The organism is Microbacterium sp. 11MF (assembly GCF_000383475.1).
Lineage (GTDB): Bacteria > Actinomycetota > Actinomycetes > Actinomycetales > Microbacteriaceae > Microbacterium > Microbacterium aquilitoris.
This window is the reverse complement of record NZ_KB911459.1, coordinates 987,866-1,006,906: the sequence shown is the minus strand read 5'-3', so window position 1 is coordinate 1,006,906 and position 19,041 is coordinate 987,866. Positions and strand designations below refer to the sequence as shown.

Sequence of the window (19,041 nt, the reverse complement as noted above, 5' to 3'; positions counted from 1 at the left end):
TACGGGCATACAGGAGGCGATCGCATGGCTGAAGCGGTCACTCCGACAGGGTCTGCGACGGGCGGGCAATCGCTGCGCAGGCTCGTGCCGCGCATCTTCTCGCGGGCGCCGTCTCGCGACGCCCTCGAAGAGCTCATGCGGACGGTGCGCGTTCACCACCCCAAGGGCGACATCGCGATCGTCGAGCGCGCGTACCGGACGGCGGCGAAAGCGCACGCGTCCCAGAAGCGCCAGAGCGGCGAGCCGTACATCACGCATCCGCTCGCGGTCGCGCAGATCCTCGCCGAACTCGGCCTCGGTCCACGCGCGATCGCCGCGGCCCTCCTGCACGATACGGTCGAGGACACCGACTACTCGCTCGATCAGCTGACCGCCGACTTCGGCGACGAGGTCGCGATGCTGGTCGACGGCGTCACGAAGCTCGACAAGGTCAAGTACGGCGACGCTGCGCAGGCGGAGACCGTCCGCAAGATGATCGTCGCGATGTCCAAAGACATCCGCGTTCTGCTGATCAAGCTCGCGGACCGCCTGCACAACGCTCGCACCTGGGGGTTCGTCCCTCCCGAGAAGGCCGCCAAGAAGGCCCGCGAGACGCTCGAGATCTACGCGCCGCTGGCGCACCGTCTCGGCATCCAGACCGCCAAGAGCGAGCTCGAGGATCTGTCGTTCGCGGTGCTCCACCCCAAGCTCTACGCCGAGATCGACTCGCTCGTGAAGCAGCGCACCCCGCAGCGCGAGCAGTACGTGCACACGGTCATCGACAACGTCGAGGCGGACCTGCGAGACCTCCGCATCCGCGGACGCGTCATGGGGCGGCCCAAGCAGCTGTACTCCGTGTACCAGAAGATGGTGGTCCGCGGTCGCGAGTTCGACGACATCTACGACCTCATCGGCATCCGCATCATGGTGGGCACGGTCAGGGATTGCTACGCCGTCCTCGGTGCGATCCACGCACGATGGACGCCGATCCCCGGCCGGTTCAAGGACTACATCGCGACGCCGAAGTTCAACCTCTACCAGTCGCTCCACACGACGGTCATCGGTCCCGGCGGACGCACGGTGGAGATCCAGATCCGCACGCACGAGATGCACCAGCAGGCCGAGTACGGCGTCGCGGCGCACTGGAAGTACAAAGAGCAGATCGCCGGCGGCAAGGCGGACTCCAAGGCGATCGACCAGGACATGGCCTGGCTCGCGCACATCTCCGACTGGCAGGCAGAGACCGCAGACCCCGGTGAGTTCCTCGACTCGCTGCGCTTCGAGATCGGTGCGAAGGAGGTCTACGTCTTCACCCCGAAGGGTCGTGTCGTGGGGCTTCCCGCGGGGGCGACCCCGGTCGACTTCGCGTACGCGGTGCACACCGAGATCGGCCACCGCACGATGGGGGCGAAGGTCAACGGCAGGCTCGTTCCCCTCGAGTCCGAACTCCACTCGGGTGACGTCGTCGAGGTGTTCACCTCGAAGAATCCGGATGCCGGGCCGAGCCAGGACTGGCTGGCCTTCGTCAAGAGCACCCGAGCGCGCAACAAGATCCGCGGCTGGTTCACGAAGGAACGCAGAGACGAGGCCGTCGAGCAGGGCAAGGACGCGATCGCCCGCGCGATGCGCCGACAGAACCTACCGCTGCAGCGGCTCATGAGCCAGGACTCGTTCACCGCTGTCGCCCACCAGCTCCGGTACGAAGACGTGACCGCGCTCTACGCGGCGGTCGGCGAAGGCCACGTGTCGACGCAGTCCGTCATCGAGAAGGTGACCGCGCTCGTCCGTTCCGAGGAGGAGGAGACCTCCACCGGTCCCATCGACCTGCCGGCCGTAGGGCGCTCGAAGGCGCCGCGCGGCGGCGACTCCGGTGTCCTCGTCCGCGGTGCCCCCGACATCCTCGTCAAGCTCGCCAAGTGCTGTACACCGGTGCCGGGCGACGAGATCGTGGGCTTCGTGACCCGTGGAAGCGGTGTGTCGGTGCACCGAGCAGACTGCACGAACGTCGGCTCGCTCCGCGATCAGCCCGATCGACTGATCGACGTGTCCTGGGCTCCGACGTCGAAGAGCGTCTTCCTCGTGCACATCCAGGTGGAGGCGCTCGACCGTTCGGGCCTGCTCAGCGACATCACGCGAGTGCTCAGCGAACACCACGTGAACATCCTGTCGGCATCCGTGCAGACGACCAACGACCGTCTCGCGCTCAGTCGTTACGTCTTCGAGATGGGCGACACCGTCCACCTCGATCGCGTGTTGAACGCCGTCCGGCGCATCGACGCCGTCTACGACGTCTACCGGGTCACGTCTTCCTGACGCCGCCGTAGTTCTGCGGCCGCCGCCCGTTTGTGGTGGATGGGCCCCGCCGCGTCGATCCAGATGACCGCATCGGTGAGGAGGTCCGGTCGCCACGCGAGCATGTCATCGACCAGGTGGCGCGGCGATCCGCCGACCACGGCGTCGCGGACGAGGTCGACGAGGGTGCGGACGGGCGTCGTCACAGCGATGCCGCTGATGAGCTCGACGTCGCCGGCGGGTAGCGCGACATCCCGGAACCGGATGCGCGCGTCGACCGGGAAGGCTGCTCGCCGCCGGCCGGCGCGCTGCAGAGTGTGAATGAGCGGCGGGTCCGGGATGGCACCGTGCACCCACGCCGCGCTCGCGTGGGTGACTGCGCGCTCCGGCCCGCCGATGGAGCGGAAGGATGCTGCGCGCAGCTCTCGTGTCTCGACGGCGTCCGCCGGCATGAACGCCTCGCCGACCTCCACCAGGTCGCCGTCGAGACGGGCGGCAGTCAGCTCCGCAGTCGACAACCGATCATCGGCGAAGTAGAGGAACGGCCACATGAGGGCAGTCTGCGCCATCGAGGTGCGTCGCCGTCGGACTGCCGACACCTCTGTGGAGAACACAGAGAGCGGAGCACCCCGGGGGAGTGCTCCGCTCTCTGTCGGTACGAGGTGTCAGCCGCCGAGGGCGCGCAGCCAGCCCTTGCGGGCTTCGAGAGCGTCCTTCGCCTTGGCGATGGCGGCTTTGTCCTTCGTGGCCTCTGCGGCCGCGAGTTCTTCTTCGAGCTTGGTGATGGCGTCCTGGAGCTGGCTCGTCATGTCGTTCTGACGCGCCTTCGTCTCGGGGTTGTTGCGCTTCCAGTCCTCGTCCTCGCGGGACTTCAGCGTGGTCTCGACCTTGCGGAGCTGGTCGTCCAGCCCGCGCTCGGTGTCGCGCGGGAACACCCGACCGATCTCGTCCCAGCGGCGCTGGATGTTCGTGAGGAGTGTGCGCGCCTTGGCGTTGTCCTTCTCCTTCGCGACGGCGGCAGCTTCGTCGAGCAGAGCGCGCTTGGCCTCGATCTTCTCCTTCGATGCTTCTACGTCCGCGTTCTCGCGTTCGATGCGCGCGCCGTAGAGGACGTCGCCGGCTGCCTTGAACCGGGCCCAGAGAGCGTCGTCCGCCTTCTTTCCGGCGCGGCCGGCGCTCTTCCACTGGTCGAGCAGCTCGCGGTACGCCGAGATGCCATCCTCACCCCTCGGCGCCAGCGCCTCGGCGCGCTCGACGAGGCGCGTCTTCGCATCGCGGGCGCTCTTGTGCTGCTCGTCGAGGCTCGAGTAGAACTCGCGCCGGTTCTTGTCGACGACGGCACGTGCGTCACGGAATCGCTTCCAGAGCTGCTGACCGACCGCCTTGGGCAGGCGGGGGCCGGTGCTCTGGTGCTCCTGCCAGCGTGCGAACAGCGCGGCTACGTCCGCCGTCGTCTGCTTCCATTGGATGGAGCGCGGGTCCTTGGCGGCGATCGCCTCGATCTCGGCGACGATGCTCTCGCGCTCGGCGACGGCGGCATCCACTGCTGCCCGCTGCGCCTGCGCCTCTTCCGCGCTCGCCTCGGACAGTGCCCCCTCCAGTGCGGTGACGCGTGCCTCGAGCGTGGCCAGGTCGCCGACTGCGGCAGCGCCGTCGAGCCGTTCACGGATCGTCCGGGCGGTGCCGCGCAGGTCGGATGCCGAGGCGCCGCCCCGACGGTGGCGCACCTCGAGCAGCGTCACCTCGGAGGCGAGGTCTGCATACTTGCGCTCGAAGTAGGCGAGCGCCTCTTCGGGGGTGCCGTCGGGGTACTGGCCGACGACGCGCCACTGGTCGCCCTCACGGACGGAGACGGTGCCGTCGTCGTCGACGCGGCCCCACGGCTGGGTCTCGGCGGATTCGGGGGTGGCGGAACTCACGGGGGTCACCTCGTCGGCGGCATGCGCCGCATGGGGGGTCGGATTAGTGACTCAGCCTAGTACGCGGCGGTCACGGGGTCGGAGTGGGCGTCGGCGAATCCGTCGCCGTGGGCGACGGCGCGGGTGTCTCGCTCGTCGTCGAGGTCGGAGTCGGGCTCGGTGCGGGTCCGGGAGTTCCGGGGCCCACGGTGTAGTAGGCCGCCTGACCCGCCAGGATCCCCAGAAGAAGGATGCCGCCCGCGACGCCGGCGATCACGTTGTCGCGGCGGCGGCGCTGCACCAGCGACGCGTTGAAGCGTCGGCGCGCCTCATAGAGGCGGACGCGCTCCCGTTCCTGTGCGCTTGCGCGCGGCCTGCTCTTGCCCGCTGCCACGGCGATCCTTCCGTCGGGGCTGCGCACTAGCCCAGCCACCTGCAGATTATTCGGCTCGCGCGCTCGCGACAAAACCCGGCGGCCATGCCTCGACCCGGGATGTCGGTGACGGCGATTAGCCTGGGACGATGGCACAGAGTGACGCGCTTTTCCGTGGAGCGACGCCACTGGCCGTCAGGATGCGACCGGCATCTCTCGACGAGGTGGCCGGTCAGACGCATCTGCTGCGCCCCGGTTCGCCGCTCGTCGCCCTCGCAGATTCGGGGCGCGCGACCACCGGCGCGGTGTCCGTGATCCTGTGGGGGCCGCCGGGGACGGGGAAGACGACGCTGGCGCAAGCGATCGCGCGGACGTCGGGCCGTCGGTTCGTGGAGCTGTCCGCGGTGACTGCCGGCGTCAAGGACGTCCGCGAGGTCATGCAGGAGGCGATGACGCAGCGCGACCTCTACGGCGCCTCCACGATCCTCTTCCTCGATGAGATCCACCGCTTCACGAAGGCTCAGCAGGATGCGCTGCTCCCGGGTGTCGAGAACGGGTGGGTCATCCTCATCGCCGCGACCACCGAGAACCCTTCCTTCTCGGTCATCTCGCCGCTGCTGTCGCGGTCGCTTCTGCTCACCCTGCAGCCGCTCACCGATGCGGACCTCGGGATGCTGATCGACCGAGCCGTCAGCGACGCGAGGGGACTCGCGGGTGCGGTCAGCCTGTCGGACGAGGCGCGCGCCGCGTTGGTCCACCTCGCATCCGGTGACGCGCGGCGTGCGTTGACCTCGCTCGAGGCCGCGGCGTCCATGGCTGAACCCGCGGAGCCGACCGACGAATCGGATGACGGCGCCGAGGAGACCGCCCCGCCGGTCATCACGGCGGAGCACGTCGCGCAGGCCGTCGACCGCGCGCTGCTGCGGTACGACCGGCAGGGCGACGAGCACTACGACGTCATCAGTGCCTTCATCAAGTCGATCCGCGGATCCGACCCGGATGCCGCGATCCACTACCTCGCCCGAATGATCGAAGCCGGTGAGGATCCCCGGTTCATCGCGCGGCGCCTCGTCATCTCCGCCGCGGAGGACATCGGACTCGCCGACCCGCAGGCGCTCCAGATCGCGGTCGCCGCGGCTGACGCGGTTGCGTTCATCGGGATGCCGGAGGGACGCATCCCCCTGGCGGAAGCGACCGCCTACCTCGCGACCACGGCGAAATCGAACGCCGCGTACACCGCGATCAACGCGGCGATCGCGGACGTCCGTGCCGGCGGTTTCGGCCGGGTGCCGATCCACCTGAGGGACGCGCATTACGCCGGAGCGAAGCGCCTGGGTCACGGCAAGGGGTACGTGTACCCGCACGATCTCGATGTCGGCGTCGCGACGCAGCAGTACTTGCCCGACGAGCTGCGTGGTCGCCGCTATTACGAGCCGACCGGTCGGGGTGTGGAGCGGGACATCTCCGCCCGACTCGAGAAGATCCGGAAGATCCTCGGTGACTGATCCTCGGTGGGTGCGCGAATCGGGTGAGGTCGTCTACGACGGCTTCACCCGGATCCGGCGCGACGTGTACCGGATGCCGGACGGCGCGCGCGCCGACTGGGACGTCCTCGACCAGGGCGACACGATCGCGGTCATCGCCTTCACCCCGCATGGCACGGTGGTCCTCTTCGATCAATTCCGGGTCGGCCCGCAGCGTGTCATCGCCGAGATCCCCGGGGGCGCCGTCGATCCGGGTGAGTCGCCGCGAGAGGCGGGCGTCCGGGAACTCCGCGAAGAGACCGGCTATCGGGCGGGCATCGTCGTGGAGGCGGGCTCCGAGTGGAGCGGCGCCAACTCGACGCGGCGTCAGCACGTCCTGATCGCCGCGGACTGCGTCCCGGAAGGCCCGCCGGAATGGGATGAGCTCGAGCACGGCACCGTGCGCGAGGTCCCGGATGCCGCCTTCTTCGCCCATCTGCTGTCCGGCGAGCTGAGTGATGCCGGCGTGGCGCTGCGCGGACTCACCGTCTTCGCGCGTGACGCGAACGTCGACGTGGGGCTGGAACCGCTGCAGCGGCGCGTCCGAGCGATGCTGAGCGGCGATGCACCTGCAGCAGGCGGGGCCGATGACCTCGGCCGGAGGATCGACGATGTGTGGGCGGCGGCCGACGAAGAGAAGCCCGACGAGCTCCGCGCCGCGATGAGCGGCGCGCTCGCGGGGACTCCCGGCAGCGACCCTCGAGCCCTGTTCGAGCGTGCGTCCGTCGAGGACTTCCTGGGGGAGGAGGCGGCGGCGATCCCGCTCTATCGCGCGGCGCTCGCTGCGGGGCTCGAGTTTCCCTACGAGACGCAGGCGAGGATCCAGCTGGCGAGTTCCCTGCGCAACGTGGGGGATGCCTCGGGCGCGATCGCCATTCTGAGGGACGTCCCGCCGACCGACCCGTTGGCGGGCGCCGCGGCCGGCTTCCGAGCGCTCGCCCTGTACGACGACGACAAAGCCGTCCGTGCGCTCCGCACCGCCCTCGCGGCTCTCGCTGACGGGATACCGCTCTACGGCCGGGCGCTCCGCGCCTACGCAGCCGAGGTCCGTTCCCGCCCTCGCATCCGCGTGATCTCGGTGGCGGTCGTCATGAGGGACGGGTTCATCCTGGGGGAGCTGTATCCGGCGACGACGGTCCGCCCGGCCTTCTTGCGGGCTCCGGGCGGCGGTGTGGAACCGGGGGAGACGGCCGAGGCGGCCGTCCGCCGAGAGCTCGCAGAGGAACTCGGGGCGACGGTGACGGAGTCGCGGCTCCTCGGGGTCATCGAGAACATCTTCGACAACGAGGGCCGGCCCGGACACGAGATCGCGTACCTCTTCGCGGTGAGCAGTCCCGAGCTCGATGCCCTGAGCGTCGACGAGCGGATCCAGGTTCTCGACGGTGAGACGTCGGTCGGCTGGTACCGGCTCGATGACCTCCACCCGGATGCGTTCCCCTTCTACCCGCCCGGTGCACTCGATCTGGCTCGCGGCCAGGGATGATCCCAACCGTCTGTTAGGCTTAATCGGCTCGAAACCGTGTTTTCGGGCATCCTCTTCTCTCTTTCCCACCTTTCGGCGTGCCCCGGCGTGCAGTCCGAAAGGGCGAGAGACGGCGATACGCCCGTGAGCCGTGAAAGACATGGCCACGTCATGGAAGGAAGATTTCGTGGCAACGAAGTCCCAGGACCGCCGCAAGGTGCGCCTCTCGCGCGCCCTCGGCGTCGCACTGACCCCCAAGGCCGCCCGCTACCTCGAGAAGCGTCCCTACGCTCCCGGTGAGCACGGCCGCACCAAGCGCAAGCAGGACAGCGACTACGCCGTCCGTCTTCGCGAGAAGCAGCGTCTGCGCGAGCAGTACGGCATCCGCGAGAAGCAGATGCGCAACACCTTCAACGAGGCCCGCCGCACGGAGGGTCTGACCGGTGAGAACCTCGTCGAGCTCCTCGAGATGCGTCTCGACTCGCTCGTGCTCCGTTCGGGCTTCGCCCGCACGACGGCGCAGGCGCGTCAGCTCGTCGTGCACCGACACATCCTCGTCGACGGCCAGCTCGTCGACCGCCCGTCCTTCCGCGTGAAGCCGGGCCAGACGATCCACGTCAAGGCCAAGAGCGAGGCTCTCGAGCCGTTCCAGGTCGCAGCCGCCGGCGGTCACGCCGAAGTCCTGCCCCCGGTTCCCGGTTACCTGTCGGTCGAGCTCGACAAGCTCCAGGCCCGTCTCGAGCGTCGCCCCAAGCGCGCCGAGGTCCCGGTGACCTGTGAAGTCCAGCTCGTCGTCGAGTACTACGCCGCGCGCTAAGCGAGGTTCGACCGCTCAGCGGTTCGAAGGGGCGTCGGGTTCACCCGGCGCCCCTTCTGCTTTGCACCTAACATGGACCCCATGAAGAAAGTCCTCTGGTTCCTGATGGGCATCGTCGCCGGCTTCGTCGCCGCGCACCTGGTCAACAAGGACCCGCGAGGCCAGGAACTCCTTTCCGAGGTCGACCTCCGCATCTCCGAGTTCACCGACCGGATGGGCGAGGCCTACCGGACGCAGGAGGCGAAGATCGAGGGCATCGTCGCCGACGCGCAGGACGCCCTGTCGAAGGATGCCGCGTCCGCCCCGCAGGGCGACTGACCCACTTCCCCATCTCCCGGTCGCGGCCCCTGGGACGCGACCGATCCCGCATGCAGTTTGAGGACACACGATGAAGACCGCTGAGATCGCCCGGCGCTACCTGGACTACTTCGAGAAGCGCGGGCACACGATCGTGCCCTCGGCATCCCTCGTCAGCGACGACCCGGCGCTGCTGTTCACCGTCGCCGGCATGGTCCCCTTCATCCCGTATCTCTCGGGCGATGTTCCCGCGCCCTACAAGCGTGCGGCGGACAACCAGAAGTGCATCCGCACGAACGACATCGAAGAGGTCGGCAAGACCCCGCGTCACGGCACGTTCTTCCAGATGCTGGGCAACTGGTCGTTCGGCGACTACTTCAAGAAGGACGCGATCCGGTACGCCTGGGAGCTCCTCACCACGCCCGACGACGACGGGGGGCTCGGATTCGATCCGAAGGACCTCTGGGTCACCGTCTACGAGGAGGACGACGAGGCGATCCAGCTCTGGCTCGAGCACTCGAGCCTCCCCGAGGAGCGCATCCAGCGCCTGGGCAAGGACACCAACTACTGGACCACGGGGCTTCCCGGTCCCGCCGGCCCGTGCTCCGAGATCTTCTTCGACCGCGGTCCCGAGTACGGCGTCGACGGCGGACCCGCCACGGATGACGACCGCTACGTCGAGATCTGGAACCTCGTGTTCATGCAGTACGAGATCACGAACGTGCGCTCGAAGTACGAGTTCGACATCATCGGGGATCTGCCCGCGCAGAACATCGACACCGGTATGGGGCTCGAGCGCGTCGCGTTCATCAAGCAGGGTGTCGACAACATGTACGAGACGGACCAGGTCCGTCCCGTCCTCGACAAGGCCGTGGAGCTCTCGGGCAAGCGGTACGGCGAGAACCACGACGACGACGTTCGCTTCCGTGTGGTGGCGGACCACATCCGCTCGTCGCTCATGCTCCTGTCCGACGGCGTCACTCCGGCCAACGACGGCCGCGGCTACATCCTGCGCCGTCTCATGCGCCGCGCGATCCGCTCGATGCGTCTGCTGGGCGTCGAGGGACCGACGTTCGCGGAGCTCTTCGCCGTCTCCCGGGACGCCATGAAGGAGTCGTACCCCGTCGTCGAGACCGACTACGCCCGGCTGTCGCAGTACGCGCTGGCCGAGGAGGCGACGTTCCTGCGCACCCTCGCGAGCGGGTCGGAGATCCTCGACACCTCGATCGAGTCCGCGAAGTCCACGCAGTCGACCGCGCTGAGCGGCTCGCAGGCGTTCCTGCTGCACGACACGTACGGCTTCCCGATCGACCTCACGCTCGAGATCGCCGAGGAAGCCGGCCTCACGGTCGACCGCGCCGGATTCGACACCCTCATGAAGGAGCAGCGGGACCGCGCCAAGGCCGACGCCCGCTCGCGCAAGCGTCAGCTCGCCGACACGAGCGTCTACCGCGACTTCCGCGCGCTGGGTGAGACGGTCTTCACGGGATACACGGATCTCGAGACGGAGTCCCGGATCCTCGGCATCCTCGTCGACGGCGCCCCGGCCGATCGTGCCGCGCAGGGGCAGATCGCCGAGGTCATCACCGCCGAGACCGCCCTCTACGCGGAGTCCGGCGGCCAGGTCGCTGACAAGGGCGTCATCGTCGGTCCGGGCTACGAACTCGAGGTCCTCGACGTGCAGAAGCCCGTCCCCGGTCTCATCAGCCACACGGTCGAGGTGACCACGGGCGAGGTCGCCGTCGGTCACGCCGCGACGACGGTGGTGGATGCCGCGAACCGCCGTGCGGCCGCGCAGGCTCACTCCGCCACCCACCTCGTTCACGCCGCTCTGCGCGACACCCTCGGGAAGAGCGCCACCCAGGCGGGCTCCCTCAACCGCGCAGGATATCTGCGGTTCGACTTCTCGTGGGGTCAGGCGCTCTCGCCCGAGACCCGGAGCGAGATCGAGGAGATCGCCAACAACGCCGTCCGCGACGACCTGGAGGTCACGACCCGGGTCATGTCGCTCGACGAGGCGAAGGCCGCGGGCGCCATGGCGCTGTTCGGCGAGAAGTACGGCGACACCGTGCGGATGGTCGACATCGGCGGCCCCTGGTCGCGCGAGCTGTGCGCCGGCACTCATGTGTCCTCGAGCGCCCAGGTCGGGCTCATCAACCTCGTGGGGGAGTCGTCGGTCGGCGCCTCCAACCGCCGCGTCGAGGCCCTCGTGGGTCAGGATGCGTTCCGCGAGCTCGCGGCCGAGCGGGCGATCGTGTCCCAGCTCACCTCGGGACTGAAGATCCCGCGTGACCAGCTGCCCGCCCGCATCGCGGAGCTCCAGGCGAGCCTCAAGGCGGCAGAGAAGAAGATCGCCCAGTTCGAGGCGAAGGCCCTCGGCGAGCGGGTCCCGACTCTTGCGGCATCCGCCGTCTCCGCCGGTTCCTACCGTGTGGTGGCGCAGTCGATCGGCTCGGTCGCCTCCGCAGACGACCTGCGGACCCTCGCGCTGCAGGTGCGCGAGCGTCTCGGTTCCGACGCCGGTGTCGTCGCCCTCGCGGGTGAGGCCGGTGGGCGTCCGATCATCATCGTCGCCACGAACGAGGCCGCGCGCGCCGCGGGTGCCAAGGCCGGCCTGCTCGCGAAGACCGCTGCCGGTGTGCTCGGCGGCGGCGGCGGCGGCCGTGACGATGTGGCTCAGGGAGGCGGAACGGATGCGTCCGCTCTGCCGACCGCGCTGAGCGGCATCGTCGCGGCACTGGAGGGCGCGACCGCGTGAGCGGTTTCCGTCGCGGGGTCCGACTCGGGATCGACGTCGGGCGAGCCCGCGTCGGGGTCGCTCGGTGCGATCCGGACGGGATGCTCGCCGTCCCCGTCGAGACGGTTCCCCGCTCCGAGACCTCGGTCGCGCGCATCGTCGAGATCGCGCGCGAGTACGACCCGATCGAGATCCTCGTCGGTCTTCCGATCAGCCTCGGGGGCACCGAGACCGCATCGACGACGGATGCACGCGAGTTCGCCACCGAGCTCTCCGCCGCCGTCGATGCGCCCATCCGAATGGTCGACGAGCGGCTGAGCACCGTTTCGGCGAACGCCGTGCTCCGTCAGAACGGGCGTTCGCAGAAGTCGTCTCGTAGGATTGTCGACCAGATCGCCGCGGTCGTCCTCCTCCAGCAGGCGATCGACGTCGAGAAGAGCACCGGTAACCCGGCCGGTGCGGCGCTGTAGGAGACGCAGGAGTCCACCGATGTCCGAGACCCCCTCGCGCGACGACCGCCCCGAGACCTTCCCGGCAGATCCTTCCGCTCCGACGGACGGGGCGATCCCGTCGTCGCGTCGGGCCGCTCGGAGGGCGCAGAGCCAGGAGCCGACGGGGTCGGCGACGGACGCCGGAGCCGCCCCCGGTGGGCAGCGGGAAGAGGCAGCATCCGCTGCTGCTCCGCGTCCTCGCCCGACCGAGCGGGCGACCGCCTCGTCGACCGCCCCGATCGACGCGCTCTTCGAGGACGAGGGGCTGAAGGCCCCGTCCGCCGCACCGCACCGGCAGGACCGTGACCGGCGCAAGAGCCGGGTCGCCGCGTGGGGCGTCTTCGTCATCATCATCGCGATCATCGGCGGGCTGGTCGGCGGCGGGTTCGCCGTGTTCAACACCTACGAGGATCAGATCCGGAAGGTCCTCGGATGGGAGGAGCCGAAGGATTACGAGGCCGGTCTCGCCGAAGGCGAGGCGAGCGTCACGGTCCTCTCGGGCCAGACGGGTGCCGACATCTCCCGCGCCCTCTTCGATGCGGGGGTCACGAAGACCTCCGACGCGTTCTACTCCTATCTGATCGACAACGGAGAGGATCCGAACGTCCTCAAACCGGGCGTGTACTCCCTGCAGAAGAAGATGACCTCGCAAGCGGCGTTCGAGGCTCTGCTCGATCCCGCGAACAAGCAGGAGTACACCGCCCAGCTGCGCGAGGGCCTGACGGTCGCGCAGTCGGTCCCGCGCATCGCCGAAGGCGTCGGGCTGCCTGTCGCCGACGTCGAGGCGGCCGTCAAGGACCCCGCTGCTTACGGGGTGAAGGCGCCGAGTCTCGAAGGATGGCTGTTCCCGGCGACGTACACCTTCAACCCCGGCGTGACCGCGAAAGAGGTCGTTCAGACGATGGTCGACCGGACCATCGCAGCCCTCGACGACGCCGGCGTGCCCGCCGATCAACGGGAGAAGATCCTCACGATCGCGTCGATCATCGAAAAGGAAGGCCGCTACGAGGACGACTTCTATAAGGTCTCCCGCGTGATCCAGAACCGGTTGGATCCTGCGATCAGCGACACCAACGGTCTCCTGCAGATGGACTCGACCGCCCAGTACCCGTTCGCCGACCGCGAGGGCGGGACGAGTTCGCGCGCCGAGGAGCTCGCGGACGACAACGGGTGGAACACGTACAAGAAAAAGGGTCTGCCGGTCACCCCCATCGCGAACCCGGGAGAGCTCGCCATGAAGGCGGCTCTGAACCCGGCCGAGGGACCGTGGCAGTACTTCGTCACGGTCAACCTCGACACGGGGGAGACCGTCTTCTCGGCGACCTTCGCTGAGCATGAGAAAGCCGTCGCCCAGTACCAGAAGTGGTGCCGCGACAACCCCGACGGAGGCTGCTCCTGATGACGGCCACCGCCCCGGAGGCCACCGCTCTGGAAGTCTGGGGCGATCCGATCGGGCACAGCCTGTCGCCGGCCATGCACACCGCCGCGTACGCGTTGCTCGGCTGGGAGTGGACCTACGGCCGACGACGCGTCGACGAGGCGTCGTTCGCGGGCGAGCTCGCCGCCCTCGGCGCCGACCACCGCGGACTCTCGCTGACGATGCCGCTGAAGCGCGCGGCGTTCGACGTCGCGTCCGAGCGCGACGTGCGCGCCACCCTCGTCGGTGCGGCGAACACGCTGGTGCGGACGCCCACGGGGTGGCGGGCGTTCAACACGGATGCCGGGGGCATCGTCGCCGCGCTCCGTGAACAGGGTGTCGACGCCGTCGACCGCGCACGCATCGTCGGCGCGGGGGCGACGGCATCCGCTGCGCTCGTGGCGCTGTCCGAGCTCGGCGTCCGCGACGTCGAGGTCGCCGCACGTCGCCCCGAGGCGGTCCAGGGACTCGTCGACCTGGGGGAGCGGCTCGGTGTCCGCGTCGTCGCCGCACCGCTCGCGGGCGAACGGACCGACGCCGTCGATGCGACGATCGCGACGCTGCCGGGCGGGGTATCGGTGGATGCCGGGGCCGCGGACGCCCTGGCGGCGGCGGGCGGCATGCTCATGGACGTCGTCTACGGTCACTGGCCCACCGACTTGTCCCGGGCGTGGGACCGCGCCGGGCGGCCCGCCTCGGGGGGAGAGGGGATGCTGCTGCACCAGGCGGTCCTGCAGATCCGGGCGTTCGCCACGGGGGGCGTCGACGAACCGCTCCCGCGCGAGCCCGATGTGGTGGCGGTCATGCGCCGTGCGCTCGTGGGAGACTAGACCAATGCTCCGCGTGCTCACCGCCGGCGAATCCCACGGCCCCGAACTCGTCGCCATCATGGAGGGCCTGCCCTCCGGCGTCCCCGTCTCGCTCGACGCGATCCGCGCCGACCTCGCTCGACGCAAGCTCGGCTACGGCCGCGGCTCGCGGATGAAGTTCGAGGAGGACGAGCTGAACCTCTCGGGCGGTGTCCGACACGGTCTCTCGCTCGGCAGTCCGATCGCCCTTCGCATCGGCAACACCGAGTGGCCCAAGTGGGTCGAGGTCATGAACCCCGAGCCCACCGAGTTGAGCGAGCGCTCCCGCGGCCGCGGTGCCGCGCTCACGCGCCCCCGCCCCGGTCACGCCGACCTCGTTGGCATGCAGAAGTACGACTTCGATGAGGCCCGTCCGATCCTCGAGCGCGCCAGCGCCCGCGAGACGGCCGCTCGTGTCGCGCTCGGCGCGATCGCCCGCAGCTTTCTGTCCGAGCTCGGCATCCGCCTCGTGAGCCACACCCTGTCGATCGGTCCCGTGCAGGTGCCCGAGGGGGCGGAGCTCCCCGGTCCCGACGACGTCGACGCGCTCGACGCCGATCCGCTCCGCTGCTTCGACCCGGCGACCTCCGAGCGCATGGTCGCCGAAGTGGATGCCGCGAAGAAGGACGGCGACACCCTCGGCGGCATCGTCGAGGTGCTCGCCTACGGTCTTCCCCCGGGGCTCGGATCGCACGTGCACTGGGACCGCCGTCTCGACGGCAAGCTCGCCCAGGCCCTCATGAGCGTCCAGGCGATCAAGGGCGTCGAGGTCGGCGACGGGTTCGAGACGACGCGTCGCCGCGGGTCCGCCGCGCACGATGAACTCTTCGCGACGGAAGGCGGCATCACGCGCGCCTCCGACCGCGCCGGCGGGACCGAGGGAGGCATGTCGACCGGCACGGTGCTCCGCGTCCGGGCCGGCATGAAGCCGATCGCGACGATCCCGCACGCGCTGCGCACGGTCGACGTGGCCACCGGCGAGACCGCCGCGGCCCACCACCAGCGTTCGGACGTCTGCGCGGTACCGGCGTCGGGCGTCGTCGCCGAGGCGATGGTCGCGATCGTGCTCGCCGATGCCGTGCTCGAAAAGTTCGGCGGTGACAGCATCCGTGAGACGCGTCGCAACCTCGAGACCTACCTCGCGGCGATCCCCGAGACGCTCAAGACGACCCCTGCGTCCGAGGCGGCACTCCTCGCGCATGACCTCGCCTGAGCCGTCGTCGATCGTCCTGATCGGTCCGATGGGGGCCGGTAAGACGAGTGTCGGCAAGCGGGTCGCCAAGCGGCTCGGCCGGACCTTCCACGACACCGATGCGATGGTCGTGAGAGCGCATGGAGCGATCGCGGAGCTCTTCGCGACGCAGGGCGAGCCCCGCTTCCGCGAACTCGAGCGCGATGCGGTCGAGGAGGCGCTGTCGCGCGGCGGCGTCGTGTCGCTCGGTGGCGGAGCGGTCCTCGACGAGACAACACGCGAGCGGCTTCGCGCCCATCGCGTCGCGCTCCTCACCGTCGCTCCTCGCGTCGTCGCGCGTCGATTGGGCGAAGCGGCATCCCGCCCCCTGCTCTCGGCGGGCGACGAGACGCCGATCCAGCGCTGGGAGCGCATCTACGCCGAGCGCCGACCACTGTACGAATCCGTCGCCGACGCGACGTTCGACACCTCATCCGGGCCACTCGAGAACATCGTGACCGCCATCGCGGACTGGGCCGAGCCCGCCGCCGACATTCCGGGAGTCACCCCATGACCCACACGACCATCAGCGTCACCGGCGCGACTCCCTACGACATCCACGTCGGGCGGGGACTCCTCGCCGGAGTCCGCGATCACCTCGCCCCGACGGTGAAGAAGGTGCTGATCGTCCACACCCCGCGCCTGGGGGCGAAGGCCTCGGAGCTCCGAGACCTCCTCGTCGCCGACGACGCGCTCGAGGTGCTGATCGCAGAGATCCCCGACGCCGAGGACGGCAAGCGCATCGAGGTCGCGGCCTTCTGCTGGCAGGTCATGGGCCAGGCCGACTTCACTCGCACCGACGCGGTCATCGGCTTCGGCGGCGGCGCGGTGACGGACCTCGCCGGGTTCGTCGCGGCATCCTGGCTGCGCGGCGTGCAGATCGTGCAGATCCCGACGACGGTCCTCGGGATGGTGGATGCCGCCGTCGGCGGCAAGACCGGCGTCAACACGGCCGAGGGGAAGAACCTCGTCGGCGCGTTCTGGGCGCCGCGGTCGGTGATCTGCGACCTCGACGTGCTGGACACGTTGCCGCGCAACGAGATCGTCGCCGGATTCGCCGAGGTCGTGAAGGCCGGCTTCATCTGGTTCCCCGAGATCCTCGACATCGTCGAGCGCGACCCCGAGGCCGCCGTCGACCCCTCGACCGACGAGTTCCGCCGCTGCATCGAGCTCGCGATCGAGATGAAGGCGCGTGTCGTGAGCGAGGACTTCCGCGAGGCGGGGCTCCGTGAGGTCCTGAACTACGGGCACACCCTGGGGCACGCCATCGAACACGCCGAGCGGTACCGCTGGCGTCACGGCGCCGCCATCTCGATCGGCATGATGTACGTCGCCGAACTGTCGCGACTGGCGGGGCGTCTCTCCGACGAGGACGTCGCCCGGCACCGTCGCATCTTCGACATGCTCGGCCTCCCGACGACCTACCGCATGGACGGCTGGCAGCACCTTCTGGGCGTCATGCAGCGCGACAAGAAGTCTCGTGCCGGCATGCTCCGCTTCATCGTCCTCGACGCGATCGGCAAGCCGACCGTCATGCAGGCCCCCGACGAGTCGCTGCTGTTCGCCGCGTACCAGGAGATCACCGGGTGACGGATGCCGCGGTCCGCCGCATCCGTCTGCAGGAGTGGCGCGAGGTCCGCGACCTCCGCATCCGCGCGGTGAGCGACCCGGCGGCATCCATCGCCTTCCTGACCGACCGCGAGCAGGAGCAGGCCCGGGACGACGCGCATTGGCAGTCGCGGACCGCGGATGCGGCGATGGGCGAGAACGCGGCTCAGTTCGTCGCGATCTCGGGGGAGCGGTGGATCGGCTCTGCGACCGTCCTCGTCCGGGATGCCGGTGCGACCGACGCGCTCGGACGCCGCGTCGCCGCCCCGCGGGCCGAGCTCGTGGGTGTCTTCGTCGACGCCGACCACCGCGGGCGGGGCGTCCTCGACCAACTCGTAGCCGCGGCATCCGGGTGGGCTCGGGCCGTCGGCGCTGACGGGCTCACCCTCGACGTCCACATCGACAACGCCCGCGCGCAGGCGGCCTACCGCCGGCTCGGTTTCACGGCGACCGGGCTCGCCCTCGACACAGAGGTTGGGCGCGAGATCCAGATGCACCGCCCCTCCCACTAGGGTCGTCACGTGTCGACCTCCCGCCGCCTGCTCCTCGTCAACGGACCGAACCTGAACCTGCTCGGCATCCGGGAACCCGACGTCTACGGGCATGCGACCCTCGACGACGTCGTCGCCCTCGTCGAGCGGACGGCCGCGGAGTCCGGCTACGAGGTGCGGGCGGTGCAGAGCAACCACGAGGGCGTCCTCATCGACGCGATCCACGCGGCCCGCACGGACTGCGCGGGGATCGTCATCAACCCGGGCGGGCTGACGCACACCTCCGTCGTGCTGCGCGACGCCCTCTCGGGGGTCGCGCTGCCCGTCGCCGAGGTCCACATCTCCGACGTCTCGGCGCGCGAGCCCTTCCGGCACCACTCCTACGTCGCCGACGTCGCCGTCGTCCACGTGGTCGGCCGAGGGGTCGCGGGGTACGCCGACGCGACCCGCGAACTGCTTTCGACCCTCGCGAGCTGACCGCTTTCCGGGGCGGATGCCGCGGCATCCCGTAGAATCGATCGTCGGCCGCATCGGCCCCGAACTCACCGAACGGAAAATCGCACTCTCATGGCATCCACTGCAGACATCAAGAACGGCGTCGTCCTGTCCATCGACGGACAGCTCTGGAACGTCGTCGAGTTCCAGCACGTGAAGCCCGGCAAGGGTGGCGCCTTCGTCCGCACGAAGCTCAAGAACGTCGTCTCCGGCAAGACCGTCGACCGCACGTACAACGCGGGCGCGAAGATCGAGATCGAGAACGTCGACCGCCGCGATTTCACCTACCTGTACAACGACGGCGACAGCTACGTCTTCATGGACGTCGCCGACTACGACCAGCTGAGCGTGACGGCCACCGTCGTCGGCGACGCCGCCAACTACCTGCTCGAGAACCAGCAGGTCCAGATCGCGCTCAACAACGGCAACCCGCTCTACGTCGAGATGCCGGCCTCCGTCGTCCTCGAGATCACCTACACCGAGCCGGGCCTGCAGGGCGACCGCTCGTCGGCCGGCACGAAGCCCGCCACGCTCGAGACCGGCTACGAGATCCAGGTCCCGCTGTTCGTCGAGCAGGGCACCAAGGTCAAGGTCGACACGCGCACCGGGGACTACCTCGGCCGCGTGAGCTGACCGCGCGATGAGCGCACGGAGCAAGGCGCGAAAGCGCGCCCTCGACATCCTGTACCAGGCCGACATCCGCGGTGACGACCTCGGTGTCACGCTCGCCGCAGAGGCGAAGCGCGCGGCGAACGAACCCGCCCGCGAAGCCTCCTGGCTCTACGCCCGCGAGATCGTCGACGGCGTCATCGATGCTCAGAGCGAGATCGACGAGCAGATCATCACGCACGCGCGTGACTGGAAGCTCGAGCGGATGCCGGCGGTCGACCGCGCGATCCTGCGAATGGGCGTCTGGGAGATCCTGCACAACGACCAGGTCCCGACCGCCGTCGCGATCGATGAGGCGGTGGAACTCGCCAAGGAATTCTCCACCGACGACTCCGGCTCGTTCGTCCACGGCGTCCTCGCGCGCATCGCGCGCTCCTGAGCCGGGGCGTGGGCTGCGCTCACGCGGAGATCTG

At 69.4% G+C, this 19,041-nt stretch carries 19 protein-coding genes; 16 read left to right on the top strand and 3 right to left on the bottom strand.

Translation table 11 applies throughout. The annotated features are described in order from the left end of the window. Positions 1 to 24 precede the first annotated feature (24 nt). Complete coding sequence (locus H286_RS0104915) at positions 25 to 2,292, top strand: RelA/SpoT family protein (RefSeq protein ID WP_018186725.1); 2,268 nt, start codon at positions 25 to 27, stop codon at positions 2,290 to 2,292. Here H286_RS0104915 and H286_RS0104910 read toward each other — a convergent pair. From H286_RS0104910 to H286_RS0104900, 3 genes are all read right to left on the bottom strand, one after another. Next, a complete protein-coding gene (locus H286_RS0104910) occupies positions 2,271 to 2,840 on the bottom strand; it encodes an SAM-dependent methyltransferase (RefSeq protein ID WP_036324048.1) in 570 nt (189 codons plus the stop codon). The two genes, H286_RS0104915 and H286_RS0104910, sit on opposite strands and share 22 nt — an antisense overlap. Before the next feature lie 96 nt (positions 2,841 to 2,936). Further along, the gene (locus H286_RS0104905) at positions 2,937 to 4,190 is read right to left on the bottom strand and encodes a DUF349 domain-containing protein (RefSeq protein WP_018186727.1); all 1,254 of its coding nucleotides are present in this window, start codon (positions 4,188 to 4,190) and stop codon (positions 2,937 to 2,939) included. A 70-nt stretch (positions 4,191 to 4,260) separates the two neighbouring features. Continuing rightward, complete coding sequence (locus H286_RS0104900) at positions 4,261 to 4,563, bottom strand: hypothetical protein (RefSeq protein WP_020097314.1); 303 nt, start codon at positions 4,561 to 4,563, stop codon at positions 4,261 to 4,263. A gap of 128 nt (positions 4,564 to 4,691) precedes the next feature. Between H286_RS0104900 and H286_RS0104895 the strand changes: the two genes are divergently transcribed. The 15 genes from H286_RS0104895 (at position 4,692) to nusB (ending at position 19,007) form a co-directional block, all read left to right on the top strand. Beyond that, complete coding sequence (locus tag H286_RS0104895; protein WP_081630829.1) at positions 4,692 to 6,047, top strand: replication-associated recombination protein A; 1,356 nt, start codon at positions 4,692 to 4,694, stop codon at positions 6,045 to 6,047. Next, a complete protein-coding gene (locus H286_RS0104890) occupies positions 6,040 to 7,548 on the top strand; it encodes a tetratricopeptide repeat protein (protein WP_231370887.1) in 1,509 nt (502 codons plus the stop codon). The genes H286_RS0104895 and H286_RS0104890 overlap by 8 nt, the downstream gene beginning before the upstream one ends. Before the next feature lie 139 nt (positions 7,549 to 7,687). Next, positions 7,688 to 8,344, top strand: a complete 657-nt coding sequence (gene rpsD, locus H286_RS0104885; protein ID WP_018186731.1) for a 30S ribosomal protein S4 — start codon at positions 7,688 to 7,690, stop codon at positions 8,342 to 8,344. An 81-nt stretch (positions 8,345 to 8,425) separates the two neighbouring features. After that, on the top strand, positions 8,426 to 8,662 hold the full coding sequence (locus tag H286_RS0104880) for a hypothetical protein (RefSeq protein ID WP_018186732.1): 237 nt from the start codon (positions 8,426 to 8,428) through the stop codon (positions 8,660 to 8,662). 70 nt (positions 8,663 to 8,732) lie between these two features. After that, a complete protein-coding gene (alaS, locus tag H286_RS0104875; RefSeq protein ID WP_020097310.1) occupies positions 8,733 to 11,399 on the top strand; it encodes an alanine--tRNA ligase in 2,667 nt (888 codons plus the stop codon). Then, a complete protein-coding gene (gene ruvX, locus H286_RS0104870) occupies positions 11,396 to 11,848 on the top strand; it encodes a Holliday junction resolvase RuvX (protein WP_020097309.1) in 453 nt (150 codons plus the stop codon). Before alaS ends, ruvX begins: the two co-directional genes overlap by 4 nt. A gap of 19 nt (positions 11,849 to 11,867) precedes the next feature. Beyond that, entirely contained in the window at positions 11,868 to 13,268 is a 1,401-nt protein-coding gene (mltG, locus tag H286_RS0104865; RefSeq protein ID WP_020097308.1) for an endolytic transglycosylase MltG, read from the top strand. Further along, positions 13,268 to 14,116 carry a shikimate dehydrogenase gene (locus H286_RS0104860; protein ID WP_020097307.1) on the top strand — a complete coding sequence of 283 codons (849 nt, stop codon included), beginning with the start codon at positions 13,268 to 13,270 and terminating at the stop codon, positions 14,114 to 14,116. The genes mltG and H286_RS0104860 overlap by 1 nt, the downstream gene beginning before the upstream one ends. Positions 14,117 to 14,120: 4 nt before the next feature. Continuing rightward, on the top strand, positions 14,121 to 15,347 hold the full coding sequence (gene aroC / locus H286_RS0104855) for a chorismate synthase (protein WP_020097306.1): 1,227 nt from the start codon (positions 14,121 to 14,123) through the stop codon (positions 15,345 to 15,347). Further along, a complete protein-coding gene (locus tag H286_RS0104850) occupies positions 15,334 to 15,879 on the top strand; it encodes a shikimate kinase (protein ID WP_020097305.1) in 546 nt (181 codons plus the stop codon). The genes aroC and H286_RS0104850 overlap by 14 nt, the downstream gene beginning before the upstream one ends. Further along, the gene (aroB, locus tag H286_RS0104845; RefSeq protein WP_020097304.1) at positions 15,876 to 16,955 is read left to right on the top strand and encodes a 3-dehydroquinate synthase; all 1,080 of its coding nucleotides are present in this window, start codon (positions 15,876 to 15,878) and stop codon (positions 16,953 to 16,955) included. The genes H286_RS0104850 and aroB overlap by 4 nt, the downstream gene beginning before the upstream one ends. Further along, positions 16,952 to 17,485 carry a GNAT family N-acetyltransferase gene (locus H286_RS0104840; protein ID WP_020097303.1) on the top strand — a complete coding sequence of 178 codons (534 nt, stop codon included), beginning with the start codon at positions 16,952 to 16,954 and terminating at the stop codon, positions 17,483 to 17,485. The genes aroB and H286_RS0104840 overlap by 4 nt, the downstream gene beginning before the upstream one ends. Before the next feature lie 9 nt (positions 17,486 to 17,494). Further along, positions 17,495 to 17,941, top strand: a complete 447-nt coding sequence (gene aroQ / locus H286_RS0104835) for a type II 3-dehydroquinate dehydratase (RefSeq protein WP_020097302.1) — start codon at positions 17,495 to 17,497, stop codon at positions 17,939 to 17,941. Positions 17,942 to 18,031: 90 nt separating this feature from the next. Then, positions 18,032 to 18,592 (top strand): elongation factor P, encoded by a 561-nt coding sequence (gene efp / locus H286_RS0104830; protein WP_018186742.1) that lies wholly within the window; start codon positions 18,032 to 18,034, stop codon positions 18,590 to 18,592. Between the two features lie 7 nt (positions 18,593 to 18,599). Continuing rightward, the gene (gene nusB / locus H286_RS0104825) at positions 18,600 to 19,007 is read left to right on the top strand and encodes a transcription antitermination factor NusB (RefSeq protein WP_018186743.1); all 408 of its coding nucleotides are present in this window, start codon (positions 18,600 to 18,602) and stop codon (positions 19,005 to 19,007) included. The last annotated feature ends 34 nt before the right edge of the window (positions 19,008 to 19,041 follow it).